We start from the raw sequence: 18,456 nt of genomic DNA, 5'->3' as shown, positions 1-18,456 counted from the left end.
GGCTCCTTCTTACTTCTTGGACGGGGACTTGGGACGCTGCGGGCCGCCCTTGCGCTGCCCGGACTGGGCCTTGCTGCGGGTGCCGCCGCCGGCCTTCTGCGCGGCCTTCTTGGCGCCCTCGGGCTTGGCGTCCTCGGGCTTGGCGTCCTCGGGCTCGTCGGACTTCTCCAGCGACGTCGGCTCACCAGCCTGCTTCGGACCGCCACCCTGACGCTGAGACTTGCTCTGCCGCTTCGGCTGCTGACGCTTGGGGGCAGCAGCAGCGGTCGGCGTACCGTCCTCGGTCACGGTGGCAACAGCACCCTCGCTCTTCACCACGGTGCCGTCGGCCTGCGCCGCGAGACCGGCCTTGCTCAGGCCATTGATGAACTTGCGCTCGAACTCGTTGCGGTCGCGGCCCTTGGCCACGATGGCCTTGACGATGGCGCGCTCGCCACGGCCGCGGGTCTTGCCGTGGTGCGTGACATGCTTGGTCAGCCGCTCCAGGTACGCGGCCTGAGCCTTGGAACCCGGGGTCGGGTTGTTGTGGATGACGTACATCTGCTGGCCCATGGTCCACACGTTGGTGGTCAGCCAGTAGACGAGAACACCGACGGGGAAGTTGATACCGAAGACGGCGAACATGATGGGGAAGACGTACATCAGCATCTTCTGCTGCTGCATGAACGGCGTCTTCACCGTGGTGTCGACGTTCTTCGTCATCAGCTGGCGCTGCGTGTAGAACTGCGACGCCGACATCAGGATGATCATGACCGCGGTGACGATGCGGACCGTGGTCAGCGAGGCTTCGAGCGCCGCGACGTCCGAGGAGCTGTCGGTGAACTTCGCAGCCAGCGGGGCCCCGAAGATGTGCGCCTTCTGCGCGCTCTGCAACAGGCTCTGGTTGATGACACCGATGGTGTCGTTGTTCGCGATGCTGTTGAGCACGTGGTACAGGGCGAAGAAGAACGGCGACTGCGCCAGGATGGGAAGGCACGAGGAGAGCGGGTTGGTGCCCGTCTCCTTGTACAGCTTCATCATCTCTTCGGACTGACGCTGCTTGTCGTTCTTGTAGCGCTCCTGGATCTTCTTCATCTCAGGCTGGAGCGTCTGCATGGCCCGGGTCGCCTTGATCTGCTTCACGAAGAGCGGAATCAGGCAGATACGGATCAGAATCACCAGGGACACGATGGACAGGCCCCAGGCCCACCCGGTGTCATCGCCGAAGAGAGCGCCGTACACCTTGTGGAACTGGACGATGACCCAGGAAACGGGTGTCGTGATGAAGCTGAAGAGGCTGGCAATCGTGTCCACTAATCATGCTCCTTGGACATGGGACGGGGTCTCTGCGGCCGGGCTCGGAGGGACTTTCCCTTCGGTGGCCGTTTCGGCGGCGGAGTGCCCGCCCTTGCGTGCGCGCCAAGCGTTGCGCAGCAACTCGTGCCACCGAGGACGCTTGCGGGGCGGGACATGGTCCACCCCGCCCAGCGACCACGGATTGCACCGCAGGATGCGCCAGGCGGTGAGCGCCGTGCCCTTGATCGCACCGTGCCGGTCGATGGCGGTATAGCCGTAGTGAGAGCACGACGGGTAGTACTTGCACACCGGCCCGAGCAGCGGACTGATCGTCCACTGGTACAGCTTGATCAGAGCCAGCAGCGGGTACTTCATCGCGCGCCCCCTCCCAGCAGCCGCTGCAGAGCGGCATCCAGGTCTTGGGCCAGCTGTGCATGGTCGGCGTCACCCGCACCGGGCAGCGCTCGTACGACTACCAGGCTACCGGGGGGCAACTGGTCGACTCGGTCGCGCATCAGATGACGAAGCCTGCGCTTCACCTTGTTCCGCACCACCGCGCCGCCCACTGCCTTGCTCACGACGAAACCCGCACGCGTCGGGGAGCGCTCTCCCCAGGCGCGTGCGGGTCCGTGGCACCGCTACGAAGGTGGACGACGAGGTGCTGGCGTCCTGCTCGGCGTCCTCGTCGTACCGCGGTCGCGAAGTCCTCGCGCCGCCTCAGCCGGTTCTCGGTGGGCAGCACGACGTCATGACCTGACCGGGATCAGGCGGACAGACGGGCGCGACCCTTGCTACGGCGGGACGCGAGAATCGCGCGGCCGGCACGGGTGCGCATACGCAGCCGGAAGCCGTGGGTCTTCGCGCGACGACGGTTGTTCGGCTGGAAGGTGCGCTTGCTCACTCGGGGGCTCCAGAAATAAATCGGTAGTTGCGGGGTGCCGTCCTGGCTGTCACCGTGCGCCCACGAGTAGCTCGCAGTAACGCCCGAGTGCACCGCTTCCCGATCACCGAAACGCGATCTGTGCCCATCGGAGGCAGGCGGCAGCAGCCATCGACAACTCGACCTGGTTACGGTACGCGCGGCTGCGCCATCCGGTCAAACCAGCGGTCACCAGGAGACACTATCCACAGGCTGGGGACAACAACTTGAACCGCAGCCGCCGCCCTGACTACCGTGGCTGAACTCCGATTCGTTCCCTTGTCCCCTTGATTCGGGCTCCACCCGATTTGAATCCCGACCCGTCCCACAATCACACGTTCGTGGGACCCGTGAGAGAGCGTGCCCTGTGGCTGACGTACCTGCCGATCTTGCCGCAGTGTGGCCACGAGTACTGGAGCAGCTCCTCGGTGAGGGCCGCGGACAGGGTGTCGAGGTGAAGGACGAGCACTGGATCCGGCGCTGCCAGCCGCTCGCGCTGGTCGCCGACACCGCTCTGCTCGCCGTACCGAACGAGTTCGCGAAGGGCGTACTGGAGGGCCGTCTGGCCCCGATCGTCAGCGAGACCCTGAGCCGCGAATGCGGCCGCCCCATCCGCATCGCGATCACCGTCGACGACTCCGCCGGCGAACCCCCGGCCCCGCCGGCGCCCCCCACACCACCCCAGTCCCGCTACGAGGAGCCGGAGCTGCCCTCGTACGACGGCTACGGCCGCCACCGCGCCGACGACCACCGGTCCGGCGGCTCCAACGACCCCCTGCCGACCGCCCGCCCGGCCTACCCGAGCGAGTACCAGCGCCCCGAACCCAACCCCGGCAGCTGGCCGCGCCCGACACAGGACGAGTACGGCTGGCAGCAGCAACGGCTCGGCTTCCCGGAGCGGGACCCGTACGCATCGCCGTCGCAGGACTCCTACGCACAGGACTCGTACGCACAGGACTCCTACGGCCCGCCCTCCCAGGACTACCGCCCGCAGCCCATGGAGCGGCCGTCGTACGACGGACACCGCCCCGACTACGAGCAGCAGCGGCCCGACTACGACCAGCCGCGCGGCGACTACGACCGTGACGGCCGTCGCGACCTGCCCGAGCCGCCCCGCGGCTCCGGCCATGTGCACCGCGGCGGCCCCGTAGGCGCGAACCTGCCCACCACCGGCGCCCCCGGCCCCCTGGCCGCACAGCCCGCGCCGGCACCCGGGCCCGGCGAACCGACCGCGCGCCTGAACCCGAAGTACCTCTTCGACACGTTCGTCATCGGCGCCTCCAACCGCTTCGCGCACGCGGCCGCCGTCGCCGTCGCCGAGGCTCCCGCGAAGGCCTACAACCCCCTCTTCATCTACGGGGAGTCGGGCCTGGGCAAGACCCACCTGCTGCACGCGATCGGGCACTACGCGCGCAGCCTGTACCCCGGCACCCGCGTGCGGTACGTGAGCTCGGAGGAGTTCACCAACGAGTTCATCAACTCCATCCGCGACGGCAAGGGCGACAGCTTCCGCAAGCGCTACCGCGAGATGGACATCCTGCTCGTCGACGACATCCAGTTCCTCGCGGACAAGGAGTCGACGCAGGAGGAGTTCTTCCACACCTTCAACACGCTCCACAACGCCAACAAGCAGATCGTGCTCTCCAGCGACCGGCCGCCCAAGCAGCTGGTCACGCTGGAGGACCGGCTGCGGAACCGTTTCGAGTGGGGTCTGATCACCGACGTCCAGCCGCCCGAGCTGGAGACACGGATCGCGATCCTCCGCAAGAAGGCGGTCCAGGAGCAGCTCAACGCCCCGCCGGAGGTTCTGGAGTTCATCGCCTCCCGCATCTCGCGCAACATCCGCGAGCTGGAGGGCGCGCTGATCCGGGTGACGGCGTTCGCCTCGCTCAACCGGCAGCCGGTGGACCTGGGCCTCACCGAGATCGTCCTCAAGGACCTGATCCCCGGCGGCGACGACGCGACGCCGGAGATCACCTCGACGGCCATCATGGGGGCGACCGCCGACTACTTCGGCCTCACGGTCGAGGACCTGTGCGGCAGCTCGCGCGGCCGCCAGCTCGTCACGGCCCGCCAGATCGCCATGTACCTGTGCCGCGAGCTGACGGACCTGTCGCTGCCGAAGATCGGCGCACTGTTCGGCGGCCGCGACCACACCACGGTGATGCACGCCGACCGCAAGATCCGCAACCTGATGGCCGAGCGACGCTCCATCTACAACCAGGTCACCGAGCTGACCAACCGCATCAAGAACGGCTGACAGAGACAGAGCCACGACGCCGAGGGCGCCCCCGGGACGAGTTCCCGGGGGCGCCCTTCTTCGTCCCGCGGCCACCCGCTGTTCGATTACCTGCCGCGTTACGGCCTCTCTCCACAGATTCGGTGACTTTTTCCCGTCCACATCCTGGGGACTGGGAAGTTGTCCAGAGTGTGTCCACAGCCCCCTCTGCCGAGAGACCATCCAGCGAGGTCAGCCGCCTGTGGATTGGTGGACGAAGGATCTCCACAGACTGTGGACAGCGCGGTGATCCACAAGCTGTGCATGAAGTTGTCCACCGACAACCCACAGGCTGAGGACAGTTGTCCCCAGTGATCCCCAGCTTCTCCACATCGCTGTCCACTGTTCGGCAACGCGACGCGCCTCCTCACCGTGTCGAGTGAAAGGCGTCACATGAAGTTGCCTGGTTGGGCTGTGGGAAAGGTGGGTAAAGCTGGGGACGGCACTGGGGAGAAGTCGCCCCATCCTGTGCACGGCGTGTGCAGAACTTTCCGTTCTCCACAGAGACGCCCAGTTGTCCACCGCCTCCGCCCACAGGGTCCGTGGACAAAATTTCCTGCCTGACCTGCGAAAACAAGGTTATCCACGGTTTCCACAGGCCCTACTACTACTCCCAACTAGAGAGAGCTGGGAATCCGTTTCGAAGTGGGCCCTGTGCACAACTCGCTGTCCGGCTCCTGGCTGCCCCTCGTCACGACTTGACCCCGAGAGGCACCTACTGTCAGTGGGGTGCGTCAGACTGGTCCCGGTGTCCTTCCCCTCACTGGGGCCGACGACACCGAGACAGACGACGAAGCCAGGCAGGCCGAGAAGCGCCGGCAACAGCAGGAGGCGGCAACAGTGAAGATCCGGGTGGAACGCGACGTACTCGCGGAGGCCGTGGCCTGGGCGGCGCGCAGCCTCCCGGCCCGTCCGCCGGCGCCTGTCCTCGCCGGCCTCCTGCTCAAGGCCGAGGACGGCCAGCTGAGCCTGTCCAGCTTCGACTACGAGGTCTCCGCGCGTGTGTCGGTGGAGACCGAGGTCGAGGAGGAGGGCACGGTCCTGGTCTCCGGCCGCCTGCTCGCCGACATCTGCCGCGCTCTCCCCAACCGGCCGGTGGAGATTTCCACAGACGGTGTACGGGCGACCGTGGTCTGCGGCTCCTCGCGGTTCACACTCCACACCCTGCCTGTGGAGGAGTACCCGGCACTGCCGCAGATGCCGAACGCCACGGGCACCGTGCCCGGCGAGGTCTTCGCGTCCGCGGCCGCCCAGGTCGCCATCGCGGCCGGCCGTGACGACACGCTGCCCGTTCTCACCGGTGTGCGGATCGAGATCGAGGGCGACACGGTGACGCTGGCGTCCACCGACCGCTACCGCTTCGCGGTCCGCGAGTTCCTGTGGAAGCCGGAGAACCCGGAGGCCTCGGCCGTCGCCCTGGTCCCGGCCAAGACGCTCCTGGACACCGCCAAGGCGCTCACCAGCGGCGACAGTGTCACGCTGGCGCTGTCGGGCTCGGGTGCGGGCGAGGGCCTGATCGGTTTCGAAGGCGCCGGGCGTCGTACGACGACCCGCCTCCTGGAGGGTGACCTCCCGAAGTACCGCACGCTGTTCCCGACGGAGTTCAACAGCGTCGCCGTGATCGAGACGGCCCCCTTCGTGGAGGCCGTCAAGCGCGTGGCCCTGGTCGCCGAGCGCAACACCCCGGTGCGGCTGAGCTTCGAGCAGGGCGTGCTCATCCTGGAGGCCGGCTCCAGCGACGACGCACAGGCTGTGGAAAGGGTCGACGCCCAGCTGGAGGGCGACGACATCTCGATCGCCTTCAACCCGACGTTCCTGCTGGACGGCCTGAGCGCCATCGATTCCCCGGTCGCCCAGCTGTCCTTCACGACGTCCACGAAGCCCGCGCTGCTGAGCGGCAAGCCGGCGGTGGACGCGGAGGCGGACGAGGCCTACAAGTACCTGATCATGCCGGTGCGGCTGAGCGGCTGAGCGTCCCGCTCGCCGTGAGTTGTCCACAGGCCGGTGGAGAAGTATCCCCGGCCTGTGGGGGGAACCGCAGGTGAGGGCGTACGTATGAGCGCGTATGCCCACAGCTGTGCGCGGACGTCCGGGTTTAGGCTCGGACGCGGGTACGAAGGTGCCCCAGGGGTGCGAGGGCGCCCCGCACGCCACACAGCGACCTAAGGAACACAACTGATGGAGCTCGGTCTCGTCGGCCTCGGCAAGATGGGCGGCAACATGCGCGAGCGGATCCGCCGCGCCGGCCACACCGTCGTCGGATACGACCGCAACGCGGACCTCGCGGATGTCCACAGCCTGGAAGAGCTTGTGGGCAAGCTCTCGGGCCCGCGGGTGGTCTGGGTGATGGTCCCGGCCGGTGCCCCGACCCAGTCGACGATCGACGAGCTCGCCGAGCTGCTGGAGCCCGGTGACGTCGTGGTGGACGGCGGGAACTCCCGCTGGACGGACGACGAGCGGCACGCCGAGGAGCTGGCGGCCAAGGGCATCGGCTTCGTCGACTGCGGCGTCTCCGGCGGCGTCTGGGGCCTGGAGAACGGCTACGCGCTGATGTACGGCGGCGACGCGGAGAACGTCGCCAAGGTGCAGCCGATCTTCGACGCCCTCAAGCCCGAGGGTGACGTCGGCTCGGTGCACGCCGGCAAGGTGGGCGCGGGGCACTTCGCGAAGATGGTCCACAACGGCATCGAGTACGCGATGATGCAGGCCTACGCCGAGGGCTGGGAGCTGCTGGAGAAGGTCGACTCCGTGACCGACGTCCGGGAGGTCTTCCGATCCTGGCAGGAGGGCACGGTCATCCGTTCCTGGCTGCTGGACCTCGCGGTGAACGCCCTCGACGAGGACGAGCACCTGGACAAGCTCAGGGGTTATGCACAGGACTCCGGTGAGGGACGCTGGACTGTGGAAGCCGCCATCGACCACGCGGTGCCGCTGCCGGCGATCACCGCGTCGCTGTTCGCGCGGTTCGCGTCCCGCCAGGACGACTCCCCGCAGATGAAGATGATCGCCGCGCTGCGGAACCAGTTCGGCGGCCACGCGGTCGAGACGAAGTAGCCGTCGAGAACGACCGCTGGAAACGGCCGTCGAGAACAACAGTCGGAAACGGCCGTCGGAAACGAGAAGAAGTAATCCACACCCTGGGGATGGCACCCTGGCACCTTCAGGAGTGACCCGGTTGTCCACAACTGGGGAAAGTTGAAGCACACGTTGGGGGAGGTCGGCGAACGACCATGCACGTCACGCATCTGTCGCTGGCCGACTTCCGCTCGTACGCCCGGGTCGAAGTCCCGCTCGACCCGGGCGTCACCGCCTTCGTGGGGCCCAACGGCCAGGGCAAGACGAACCTCGTCGAGGCCGTCGGCTATCTCGCGACCCTCGGCAGCCATCGCGTCGCCTCCGACGCCCCCCTCGTCCGTATGGGTGCCGACCGCGCGATCATCCGGGCCCAGGTCAAACAGGGCGAGCGGCAGCAGCTGGTCGAGCTGGAGCTGAACCCGGGCAAGGCCAACCGGGCCCGCATCAACAGGTCTTCGCAGGTCAGACCCCGTGACGTGCTCGGCATCGTGCGGACCGTCCTGTTCGCCCCGGAGGACCTCGCCCTGATCAAGGGCGACCCCGGCGAGCGGCGCCGTTTCCTAGACGAGCTGATCACCGCCCGCTCCCCGCGCATGGCGGGCGTCCGCTCCGACTACGAGCGGGTCCTCAAACAGCGCAACACCCTCCTCAAGACGGCCGCGCTGGCCCGTCGGCACGGCGGCCGCACGATGGACCTGTCCACCCTCGACGTCTGGGACCAGCACCTCGCGCGCGCGGGCGCCGAGTTGCTCGCCCAGCGCCTGGACCTGATCGCGACGATCCAGCCGCTGGCCGACAAGGCGTACGAGCAACTGGCCCCTGGCGGCGGCCCTGTCGCCCTGGAGTACAAGCCGTCGGCTCCCGGCGAGGCGCACACGCGGGACGACCTCTTCGAGCAGCTGATGGCGGCGCTCGCCGACGCCCGCAAGCAGGAGATCGAGCGCGGTGTCACCCTCGTAGGCCCTCATCGGGACGATTTGGTTCTCAAACTCGGTCAGCTGCCCGCCAAGGGATACGCCTCGCACGGCGAGTCCTGGTCCTACGCGCTGGCGCTCCGTCTGGCCTCGTACGACCTGCTCAGGGCCGAAGGAAACGAACCGGTGCTGGTCCTGGACGACGTCTTCGCCGAGCTGGACAGCCGGCGCCGCGAGCGCCTGGCCGAGCTGGTCGCGCCCGGTGAGCAGGTCCTGGTGACCGCCGCGGTCGACGACGACGTACCGCATGTGCTGGCGGGGGCGCGGTATGCCGTGGCGGAGGGGACAGTGGAGCGCGTATGAGCGAGAAGCCGTCCGAGAACCCGTCCGAGAACGCCCCCAAGAAGGCGCCCGAACCTTCCGGCGTCGACCTCGCGCGCGTGGCGCTGCGGGCGGCCAAGGAGCAGGCACGCGCGCGTGGGGACGCGGCGCGGCAGAAGAAGCAGGCCCGGCGCGGAGGCCTGCGCTCCGGCGCGCGGGCGGACGGCCGCGACCCCTTGGCGCTCGGCGCTGCCATTAACCGCTTGATCACCGAGCGGGGTTGGGAGACCCCGGCGGCGGTGGGCGGTGTGATGGGCCGTTGGCCGCAGATCGTCGGCGAGGACGTCGCCAAGCACTGTGTGCCGGAGAAGTACGACGAGGACGAGCGGGTTCTGATCGTGCGCTGCGACTCGACGGCCTGGGCGACGAATCTGCGGCTGCTCACCCCGATGCTGGTCGCCCGCCTCAATGAGGACCTCGGCCACGGCGCGGTGCGGCAGATCAAGGTGAACGGCCCCGGCGGCCCCGCACGCCGTTACGGCCCCCTGCGCGCGCCCGGCAGCACCGGCCCCGGCGACACCTACGGCTGATCGGATCGGCCCGCACGCGCGTGTGTCCGACGTCGGTGCGAGGGGCGAGCGGCGGCGTCCGAGTCGCCGTGATCCGGGCTGCGGAGCCGCCGTCACAGCAGTCCCACCGGCCCCGTTTTCCACAGGTGATGGACATCACATCAGTGGTCGTCGGCGGTCCCGGCGTACGGTCGGCGACCCCCTCGTCGTACAACCGCACGCGGTTGCGAATCACGACCTGACTCCGAAGTAGCCAAGGGTTGACGGCCGGAAGCGCTGAGTGCCTCCCTGAGCCTCTTGGAGCCCCCATCCGTATATCGGGAGTCGGCCGAGCCGGGTTCAGGGCGCCACATGCGGACTCAGGTACCGGCAAACCCCCATCACTGTCGGCGCAACCGGTAGACTGGAGGCCAATCCCGCCCCAATCGTGGGGACCGTCCGGGAAAAGCTGAGCAACGCTGATCAAGGCTTACCAACGCAACATGCCGCAGCCGCTCCGGCAACCCGCCGACGAGCCTGGCTCGTGCTGTGCCAGAAAGGGCGCTTCGTGGCCGATTCCGGCAACCCCAACGAGAACATCCCGTCCACCGACGCCGGCGCCAACGGCGCGGTGACCCCGTCGAACGGCGAGGTCACCGCCTCGTACGACGCCAGCGCCATCACCGTCCTCGAGGGTCTGGACGCGGTCCGCAAGCGACCCGGCATGTACATCGGCTCGACCGGTGAGCGCGGACTCCACCACCTGGTGCAGGAGGTCGTCGACAACTCCGTCGACGAGGCGCTGGCCGGCCACGCGGACACCATCGACGTGACGATCCTGGCCGACGGCGGCGTCCGGGTCGTCGACAACGGCCGCGGCATCCCGGTGGGCATCGTGCCGTCCGAGGGCAAGCCGGCCGTCGAGGTCGTGCTGACCGTCCTGCACGCGGGCGGCAAGTTCGGCGGCGGCGGCTACGCGGTCTCCGGCGGTCTGCACGGCGTCGGCGTCTCCGTGGTGAACGCCCTGTCGACGAAGGTCGCCGTCGAGGTCAAGACCGACGGCTACCGGTGGACGCAGGACTACAAGCTGGGCGTCCCGACCGCCCCGCTCGCCAAGCACGAGGCCACGGAGGAGCACGGCACCTCGGTCACCTTCTGGGCCGACCCGGACATCTTCGAGACCACCGACTACTCCTTCGAGACGCTCTCGCGGCGCTTCCAGGAGATGGCGTTCCTCAACAAGGGTCTGCGGATCAACCTCACCGACGAGCGTGAGTCGGCGAAGGCCACGGCCGGTGCGGACGAGGCGGGCGAGGACGAGAAGCACGAGGTCAAGCACGTCTCGTACCACTACGAGGGCGGCATCGTCGACTTCGTGAAGTACCTCAACTCCCGCAAGGGAGAAGTGGTGCACCCCACCGTGATCGACCTTGAGGCCGAGGACAAGGACAAGCACCTGTCCCTCGAGGTCGCCATGCAGTGGAACGGCGGCTACACCGAGGGTGTGTACTCCTTCGCCAACATCATCCACACCCACGAGGGCGGTACGCACGAAGAGGGCTTCCGCGCCGCGATGACCTCGCTGATCAACAAGTACGCGCGCGACAAGAAGCTGCTGCGCGAGAAGGACGACAACCTCACGGGTGACGACATCCGCGAGGGTCTGACCGCGATCATCTCGGTGAAGCTGAGCGAGCCGCAGTTCGAGGGCCAGACGAAGACCAAGTTGGGCAACACGGAGGTCAAGACCTTCGTGCAGAAGGTCGTCTACGAGCACCTCGCGGACTGGCTGGACCGCAACCCGAACGAGGCGGCGGACATCATCCGCAAGGGCATCCAGGCGGCCACCGCGCGCGTGGCGGCCCGCAAAGCCCGTGACCTGACGCGTCGTAAGGGCCTGCTGGAGACGGCGTCCCTGCCGGGCAAGCTCTCCGACTGCCAGTCGAACGACCCCACCAAGTGCGAGATCTTCATCGTCGAGGGTGACTCCGCCGGCGGCTCGGCCAAGTCCGGCCGCAACCCGGAGTACCAGGCGATCCTCCCGATCCGAGGCAAGATCCTCAACGTCGAGAAGGCGCGGATCGACAAGATCCTGCAGAACCAGGAGATCCAGGCGCTGATCTCCGCCTTCGGCACGGGCGTGCACGAGGACTTCGACATCGAGAAGCTCCGCTATCACAAGATCATCCTGATGGCGGACGCCGACGTCGACGGCCAGCACATCAGCACACTGCTGCTGACCTTCCTGTTCCGCTTCATGCGGCCGCTGGTCGAGGCCGGGCACGTGTACCTCTCCCGCCCCCCGCTGTACAAGATCAAGTGGGGCCGGGACGACATCGAGTACGCGTACTCGGACCGTGAGCGTGACGCGCTGCTGGAGATGGGCCGTCAGCGCGGCAAGCGTGTCCGCGAGGACTCCATCCAGCGCTTCAAGGGTCTCGGCGAGATGAACGCCGAGGAGCTGCGCGTGACCACGATGGACCAGGAGCACCGCGTCCTCGGCCAGGTCACCCTCGACGACGCCGCCCAGGCCGACGACCTGTTCTCGGTCCTGATGGGCGAGGACGTCGAGGCCCGCCGCCAGTTCATCCAGCGCAACGCCAAGGACGTCCGCTTCCTCGACATCTGAGTCGGTCTCAGCTGACCGCACCAGGAAGGACCTTCACCAGCAATGACCGACGAGAACACTCCCGTCACTCCTGACGAGGGACAGACCCTGCGTGTCGAGCCCGTCGGGCTCGAGACGGAGATGCAGCGCTCGTACCTCGACTACGCGATGTCCGTCATCGTCTCGCGTGCGCTGCCCGACGTCCGCGACGGCCTCAAGCCCGTCCACCGCCGCGTGCTGTACGCGATGTACGACGGCGGCTACCGCCCCGAGCGCGGCTTCTACAAGTGCGCCCGCGTGGTCGGCGACGTCATGGGCAACTACCACCCGCACGGCGACAGTTCGATCTACGACGCGCTGGTCCGCCTCGCCCAGCCGTGGTCGATGCGGATGCCGCTGGTGGACTCCAACGGCAACTTCGGCTCCCCGGGCAACGACCCGGCGGCGGCGATGCGCTACACCGAGTGCAAGATGGCGCCGCTGTCGATGGAGATGGTCCGTGACATCGACGAGGAGACCGTCGACTTCACGGACAACTACGACGGCCGCTCCCAGGAGCCGACCGTCCTGCCGGCCCGCTTCCCGAACCTGCTGATCAACGGTTCGGCCGGTATCGCGGTCGGCATGGCGACCAACATCCCGCCGCACAACCTGCGCGAGGTCGCGGCCGGCGCCCAGTGGTACCTGGAGAACCCCGAGGTCTCGCACGAGGAGCTCCTGGACGCGCTCATGGAGCGCATCAAGGGCCCCGACTTCCCGACCGGCGCCCTGGTGGTGGGCCGCAAGGGCATCGAAGAGGCGTACCGCACCGGCCGCGGTTCGATCACCATGCGCGCGGTCGTCGAGGTCGAGGAGATCCAGAACCGCCAGTGCCTGGTGGTCACCGAGCTGCCCTACCAGGTCAACCCCGACAACCTCGCGCAGAAGATCGCCGACCTGGTGAAGGACGGCAAGATCGGCGGCATCGCGGACGTCCGCGACGAGACGTCGTCCCGCACCGGCCAGCGCCTGGTCATCGTGCTGAAGCGCGACGGCGTCGCCAAGGTCGTCCTGAACAACCTCTACAAGCACACGGACCTGCAGACGAACTTCGGCGCCAACATGCTGGCGCTCGTCGACGGCGTCCCGCGCACCCTCTCCCTGGACGCGTTCATCCGCCACTGGGTGACGCACCAGATCGAGGTCATCGTCCGCCGTACGCGCTTCCGCCTGCGCAAGGCCGAGGAGCGGGCGCACATCCTGCGCGGCCTGCTGAAGGCCCTGGACGCCATCGACGAGGTCATCGCGCTGATCCGGCGCAGCGACACCGTCGACATCGCGCGCACGGGCCTGATGGACCTCCTGGAGATCGACGAGATCCAGGCCAACGCCATCCTCGAGATGCAGCTGCGCCGACTGGCCGCCCTGGAGCGCCAGAAGATCGTCCAGGAGCACGACGAACTCCAGGCGAAGATCACCGAGTACAACGAGATCCTCGCCTCGCCGGTCCGCCAGCGCGGCATCGTCAGCGCGGAACTCGCCGCGATCGTCGAGAAGTACGGCGACGACCGCAAGACCATGCTGGTGCCCTACGACGGCGACATGTCCATCGAGGACCTGATCGCCGAGGAGGACATCGTCGTCACGGTCTCGCGCGGCGGCTACGTCAAGCGCACCAAGACCGTCGACTACCGCGCGCAGAAGCGCGGCGGCAAGGGTGTACGCGGCACGAAGCTGAAGGAAGACGACATCGTCGACCACTTCTTCGTCTCGACCACGCACCACTGGCTGCTGTTCTTCACCAACAAGGGCCGCGTGTACCGGGCGAAGGCGTACGAACTGCCGGACGCCGGACGTGAGGCGCGCGGCCAGCACGTCGCCAACCTGCTGGCCTTCCAGCCGGACGAGGCGATCGCCGAGATCCTCGCGATCCGCGACTACGAGGCGGCGCCGTACCTGGTGCTCGCCACGAAGGCCGGACTTGTGAAGAAGACGCCGCTGAAGGATTACGATTCGCCCCGCTCCGGCGGCGTGATCGCGATCAACTTGCGTGAGCGCGAGGACGGTTCCGACGACGAACTGATCGGCGCCGAGCTCGTCTCGCCCGACGACGATCTGCTTCTGATCAGCAAAAAGGCACAGTCTATCAGGTTCACCGCCACCGACGAGTCGCTGCGCCCCATGGGCCGTGCCACCTCCGGTGTCAAGGGCATGAGCTTCCGCGAGGGAGACGAGCTGCTCTCGATGAATGTTGTTCGAACCGGTACGTTCGTGTTCACTGCCACCGACGGTGGGTACGCGAAGCGGACCCCTGTCGACGAGTACCGCGTCCAGGGCCGCGGCGGCCTCGGTATCAAGGCCGCCAAGATCGTGGAGGACCGCGGCTCGCTCGTCGGGGCGCTGGTGGTCGAGGAGACCGACGAGATCCTCGCCATCACGCTGGGCGGCGGTGTGATTCGTACGCGAGTCAACGAGGTCAGGGAGACGGGCCGTGACACCATGGGCGTCCAACTGATCAACCTGGGCAAGCGCGATGCCGTGGTCGGTATCGCTCGTAACGCCGAGGCGGGACGCGAGGCGGAGGAGGTCGACGGCGATGTGGCCGTCGACGAGACCGCCGAGGGTGTCGCGACCACCGGCATGGACGAGGGTGAGGCACCCTCGGCCGAGTAGCACGAGGAGAGAGTCATCGTGAGCGGAGCCACGGGCGCCGGATCGTCCGGTACCTCGACCGGTTCTACGGCCGGCAAGGACACGGACGGCGGCGGCCGTGGCTCCGCCGCGCGTGCGGCGGACACGCACACGACCCAGCTGAAGGCGATCAAGTCGCCGGCGAAGGACTCGCCCTCGCCGGACGCACCTGGATCCCAGGGGGGAACCGTGTCGGACACCCGAGGCTCGCAGCCCCAGCAGTACGCGGCCGGCGCGGGCTCGGCTGCTCCGGGCGCCCAGCCGCAGCCGCAGCCGCAACCCGCGCCCACAGGGGCGCAGCAGGCGGCCTCCGCGCCGCCGGCGTCGCCGCTGCCGGGGGAACGGCAGACGCAGCAGCCCTCCGGGCCGTACCACCCGCCGCAGGCCTACCAGACGCCCGCTCCGGCGAGCACGGCACGCCGGCCGCGCACGGGGGCGAGTACGACGCCCCGCACCCGCAAGGCGCGCCTGCGCGTGGCCAAGGCCGACCCGTGGTCGGTGATGAAGGTCAGTTTCCTGCTCTCCATCGCGCTGGGCATCTGCACCATCGTCGCGTCCGCGGTGCTCTGGATGGTCATGGACGCGATGGGCGTCTTCTCGACGGTGGGCGGCACGATCTCCGAGGCGACCGGCTCGAACGAGTCGAACGGCTTCGACCTGCAGTCCTTCCTGTCGCTGCCGCACGTGCTGATGTTCACGTCGATCATCGCGGTCATCGACGTCGTCCTCGCGACGGCGCTGGCGACGCTCGGCGCGTTCATCTACAACCTCTCCGCCGGCTTCGTAGGCGGCGTCGAGCTGACGCTCGCGGAGGACGAGTGAGGGTGACCGAGGCCGGATGACGGTTGCCGCCCGGAGACGGTTTCAAACCTCTCCTGACGGTCCCCCGACAACCGATTTTGGGACTGCCCATGTCGTGCGCTAATCTTCAAGAGTCAGCGCGCGGGACACACACCGCAGAGCGCGGCGGGGCTATAGCTCAGTTGGTTAGAGCGCATCCCTGATAAGGATGAGGCCACAGGTTCAAATCCTGTTAGCCCCACCAGCGAAAAGACCCCCGGATCATCGGTCCGGGGGTCTTTTGACACCATCAGTTGACACCAACAGCGGCGGTCAGCCGATGAGCGGATCTTCCAGCAGCTCCGCGAGCATGCCGACCGCTTCACGCTCACTGTCGCCGACGACGTGCGTGTACACGTCCATGGTCATGCTGATCTGGCTGTGCCGGAGGATCGCCTGAGCCACCTTGGGGTGCACCTTCAGGAAGGCGAGCAGGGTCCCGCAGGTGTGCCGGGCGAGCCGCACCGTGATGCGGCGGACGCCGGCGCGCTTGACGAGGCGATCAAAGGTGCGGGAGAAGCCCACCGGGTCGATCATGCCGCCATGCTCCGAGGAGAAGATCAGGTCATGGTCCGGCTCCTGTGACCAGTGCTCACCGGCGATCTTCTGTTCCAGCTCTTGCAGCTCCCGACGCTCTTCCAGGGCGCGGGCGCAGAACTCCGGCAGGGGAAGCACGGCCTGTGACGACTCGGTCTTGAGGTCTTTGAGGACCAGGCCGACGCCCTTCACGCGCTGCACCTGCTTGACCGGCGTGAACTGCCTCGCCTCGAAGTCGACATCCTGCCAGCGCAGGCCCAGCACCTCACTCCGGCGGAGACCAAGCACCAGGACGAGCACGCAGGCCGCGTAGAGGCGGTGGGAACGAGTCGCGCGGAGGAACGTGATCGCTTCACGTGCATTCCATGCCGTGCCCTTGTCCTTGCTGACCTTGGGCATGTCGACCAGGAGAGCGACGTTGCGCGTCAGGATCTCCTCTCGGATGGCTCGGTTGAGCGCGTTGCGGAGGACGCGGAGCACCTCGAAGCGAGTGGACGCCCCGACCTTTTCGCGCTTCAGGCCGGCCATGAACGTACGGATCTGGGCGGGGGTGAGCTTGACCAGCGGCTTCTTACCGAGGTGCGGCAGCAGATACAGCCTCACCTTGGACTCGTACTTGACGTACGTGTTGTGCTCGGAGTCCGGCTCAACGATGTGCTCAAGCCAGTACGCCAGCCACTCGCCGAGCGTCCAGGAGCGGGAGGGCACCGGTACGCCGTTGCGTTCCTGGTCTTGAAGCTTGCCGAGCTTCTCGTTGGCTTCGTCCCATGTGGCGCCGTACACGGTCTTGCGGACGCGGTTGCCGTCCGTGTTGGTGACGTACGCGCGGCCCATGTATCGGCCGTCCGCTCGCTTTGAGATCGTGCCGCCGCCGTTGGGGCGCCTCTTGGTCATCAGGCACCCCTCTCGATCTGCCCGCGGATGAAGTCCCCGACCGAGTCAGCCGGGATACGACGGCAGCCGTCGACTTTGATCGAGACCAGGCGGTGAGTGCGGATCAGGTCGTAGACCTTGGTCCGGCCGACCTTGAGACTCGCCATGACCTCCGGCACAGTCAGCAACTCGGGGGCGGCGGTGGTCATGCGGCAGCTCCTTCCAGGTCGAGCAGGGCGGGTAGTTCCTCGCGGGCGGTTTCGCGGTTGTGCTGGATGTCGCGGCGGACGTTGGCGGCTAGCCAGGATTCGCCGGGAGTGTGGCCGTGGCCGGCGTAGGCCCAGTGGGCGAGGGTGAGCGTGGTGGCCTCTTCGTCGTCGGGGTCCGGCAGGCCGAGGGCGGCGCGTTGCTGGGCGGCGCGGTAGTCGGCGCGGGTCTGGCGGAGGGCGCCGAGGGTGGTGGAGTAGCGGCGGGACTTGGTGGAGAAGTGGCCCCGGAAGCCGAGCATGTGAGCCCAGTCCCGAAGCTTTCGGTCCGGGTAGAGGGCGTGCAGGTCGAGGCACGCGGCGATGAGCCGGGCAGGGTGGTCGGGTACGCCGAGCAACGCCAGGGCCTCTTTGTTGCCGATGCGGCGATCCACGGTGCCGGTCGTTTCGGCGGCCTTGGTGGCGTACTTGGCCACGTAGGAGGCGACGGCCTGTTCGGTGATCTCTTCGCCGTGGCCGAAGGCGCCGATCGGCTGGACATCGAGCTGTGTGCCCCAGTGCAGGGTGCGGGCGGGCTGGTCTCCCGCGGGCGGTACGTCGACAGCGACGCGGCCGGCGGCGGCGCGGATAGCGTCGGTGAGCAGGTCGAGGGTTGCCCAGGCCGGCGGCGGACTGTCGGGCCCGTCGGGACCGTCGAAGCGGACCACGGCATGGAAGTGCACGGCACCGCGCTTCTGGTACTCGGCGACCTTGCCGAAGGACACACGGGACTGTTCGTGGGCGTCCTTCTGCGTGAGGCCGGCCCGGCGGGCGATCTCGCGGCGCAGGTAGATCGTGAAGTAGCGCCACAGGTCGGAGGCATGGTTGTTCCACAGCACCGCGCCCGCGTAGTCGTACGTGTCCGGGTCGAGTGGCGTGCCGAGTTCGGGTGCGTCCTCAGCGTGGCGGGTGCCGCAGGCGCACGGGCGGTTGCCGGGGCGGTTGTGAACGCGGCCGAACGAGGGCGCGGTGAGCGTGGCGAAGACGCGGGGGTGATCCCGGATGGTGTGCGGGGTGCCCTTGTCGGGGTCGCCGACGAGGCCGGCGCGGATCAGGTGGTAGGTGTCGCCGGCGTACGTCCAGGCGCAGGACGGGCAGCGCGAGGCACGGCGGTTACCGCAGGCGATACGGAGCCGTCCGCCCGGTTCGGTGTCGGTCGAGTAGGAGTGCAGCACGTAGCCCGTGGCAGCGTCGCGGGTGACGGTGGAGCCTTGCAGGTGGATCGGGTCGGAGCAGCCGCCGGTACGGCGGATCTGTTCTTGGATGCGGTCGAGGTCCGAAGACCCGGCCAGCCTCAGCACGTCAGCGAGGGTGGCCGGGTCCAGGCCCGCCATGGTGGCGGTATCAGTCAAG

Annotated in this window: 14 protein-coding genes, 1 tRNA gene and 1 pseudogene; 9 read left to right on the top strand and 7 right to left on the bottom strand. The window is 67.9% G+C overall.

Translation table 11 applies throughout. The features are described 5' to 3' along the window. Positions 1 to 9: 9 nt before the first annotated feature. The 4 genes and pseudogenes from yidC to rpmH all read right to left on the bottom strand — a co-directional run bounded on the left by yidC (position 10) and on the right by rpmH (position 2,176). Positions 10 to 1,293 carry a membrane protein insertase YidC gene (yidC, locus tag QQM39_RS22240; protein ID WP_301999128.1) on the bottom strand — a complete coding sequence of 428 codons (1,284 nt, stop codon included), beginning with the start codon at positions 1,291 to 1,293 and terminating at the stop codon, positions 10 to 12. A gap of 3 nt (positions 1,294 to 1,296) precedes the next feature. Next, a complete protein-coding gene (gene yidD / locus QQM39_RS22235) occupies positions 1,297 to 1,650 on the bottom strand; it encodes a membrane protein insertion efficiency factor YidD (protein WP_301999126.1) in 354 nt (117 codons plus the stop codon). Further along, positions 1,647 to 2,017: pseudogene (rnpA, locus tag QQM39_RS22230) on the bottom strand (ribonuclease P protein component). The gene yidD and the pseudogene rnpA overlap by 4 nt, the downstream one beginning before the upstream one ends. 21 nt (positions 2,018 to 2,038) lie before the next feature. Continuing rightward, on the bottom strand, positions 2,039 to 2,176 hold the full coding sequence (gene rpmH / locus QQM39_RS22225; protein ID WP_003956500.1) for a 50S ribosomal protein L34: 138 nt from the start codon (positions 2,174 to 2,176) through the stop codon (positions 2,039 to 2,041). Positions 2,177 to 2,561: 385 nt separating this feature from the next. Here rpmH and dnaA point away from each other — a divergent pair, with 385 nt between their 5' ends. The 9 genes from dnaA (at position 2,562) to QQM39_RS22180 (ending at position 15,653) form a co-directional block, all read left to right on the top strand. Next, the gene (gene dnaA, locus QQM39_RS22220; protein ID WP_301999125.1) at positions 2,562 to 4,454 is read left to right on the top strand and encodes a chromosomal replication initiator protein DnaA; all 1,893 of its coding nucleotides are present in this window, start codon (positions 2,562 to 2,564) and stop codon (positions 4,452 to 4,454) included. A gap of 858 nt (positions 4,455 to 5,312) precedes the next feature. Further along, positions 5,313 to 6,443 (top strand): DNA polymerase III subunit beta, encoded by a 1,131-nt coding sequence (gene dnaN / locus QQM39_RS22215; protein WP_302003680.1) that lies wholly within the window; start codon positions 5,313 to 5,315, stop codon positions 6,441 to 6,443. A gap of 207 nt (positions 6,444 to 6,650) precedes the next feature. After that, positions 6,651 to 7,526, top strand: a complete 876-nt coding sequence (gene gnd, locus QQM39_RS22210) for a phosphogluconate dehydrogenase (NAD(+)-dependent, decarboxylating) (RefSeq protein ID WP_301999123.1) — start codon at positions 6,651 to 6,653, stop codon at positions 7,524 to 7,526. A gap of 176 nt (positions 7,527 to 7,702) precedes the next feature. Continuing rightward, entirely contained in the window at positions 7,703 to 8,824 is a 1,122-nt protein-coding gene (recF, locus tag QQM39_RS22205) for a DNA replication/repair protein RecF (RefSeq protein ID WP_301999120.1), read from the top strand. Continuing rightward, positions 8,821 to 9,372 carry a DUF721 domain-containing protein gene (locus QQM39_RS22200; protein ID WP_301999118.1) on the top strand — a complete coding sequence of 184 codons (552 nt, stop codon included), beginning with the start codon at positions 8,821 to 8,823 and terminating at the stop codon, positions 9,370 to 9,372. Before recF ends, QQM39_RS22200 begins: the two co-directional genes overlap by 4 nt. Positions 9,373 to 9,898: 526 nt before the next feature. Next, positions 9,899 to 11,959 (top strand): DNA topoisomerase (ATP-hydrolyzing) subunit B, encoded by a 2,061-nt coding sequence (gyrB, locus tag QQM39_RS22195; protein WP_301999116.1) that lies wholly within the window; start codon positions 9,899 to 9,901, stop codon positions 11,957 to 11,959. 42 nt (positions 11,960 to 12,001) lie between these two features. Then, positions 12,002 to 14,590: a DNA gyrase subunit A gene (gyrA, locus tag QQM39_RS22190; protein ID WP_301999114.1), complete on the top strand. Its 2,589-nt coding sequence runs from the start codon at positions 12,002 to 12,004 to the stop codon at positions 14,588 to 14,590. An 18-nt stretch (positions 14,591 to 14,608) separates the two neighbouring features. Beyond that, a complete protein-coding gene (locus tag QQM39_RS22185) occupies positions 14,609 to 15,430 on the top strand; it encodes a DUF3566 domain-containing protein (RefSeq protein WP_301999113.1) in 822 nt (273 codons plus the stop codon). A gap of 146 nt (positions 15,431 to 15,576) precedes the next feature. After that, positions 15,577 to 15,653, top strand: a tRNA-Ile gene (locus QQM39_RS22180). A gap of 68 nt (positions 15,654 to 15,721) precedes the next feature. On the opposite strand, the gene QQM39_RS22175 is transcribed toward QQM39_RS22180, so the two are convergent. Genes QQM39_RS22175 through repSA form a run of 3 tightly spaced genes read right to left on the bottom strand, consistent with a single transcriptional unit; the run spans position 15,722 to position 18,455 of the window. Beyond that, positions 15,722 to 16,879: a site-specific integrase gene (locus tag QQM39_RS22175; RefSeq protein WP_301999111.1), complete on the bottom strand. Its 1,158-nt coding sequence runs from the start codon at positions 16,877 to 16,879 to the stop codon at positions 15,722 to 15,724. Beyond that, entirely contained in the window at positions 16,879 to 17,067 is a 189-nt protein-coding gene (locus QQM39_RS22170) for a helix-turn-helix domain-containing protein (protein ID WP_067000369.1), read from the bottom strand. Before QQM39_RS22170 ends, QQM39_RS22175 begins: the two co-directional genes overlap by 1 nt. Then, a complete protein-coding gene (gene repSA, locus QQM39_RS22165; protein ID WP_301999106.1) occupies positions 17,064 to 18,455 on the bottom strand; it encodes a replication initiator protein RepSA in 1,392 nt (463 codons plus the stop codon). Before repSA ends, QQM39_RS22170 begins: the two co-directional genes overlap by 4 nt. Position 18,456 lies beyond the last annotated feature (1 nt).

This window comes from Streptomyces sp. DT2A-34, assembly GCF_030499515.1.
Taxonomy (GTDB): domain Bacteria; phylum Actinomycetota; class Actinomycetes; order Streptomycetales; family Streptomycetaceae; genus Streptomyces.
Note: the sequence above shows the minus strand (reverse complement) of the source record. Positions and strands in the feature narration are given on the sequence as shown.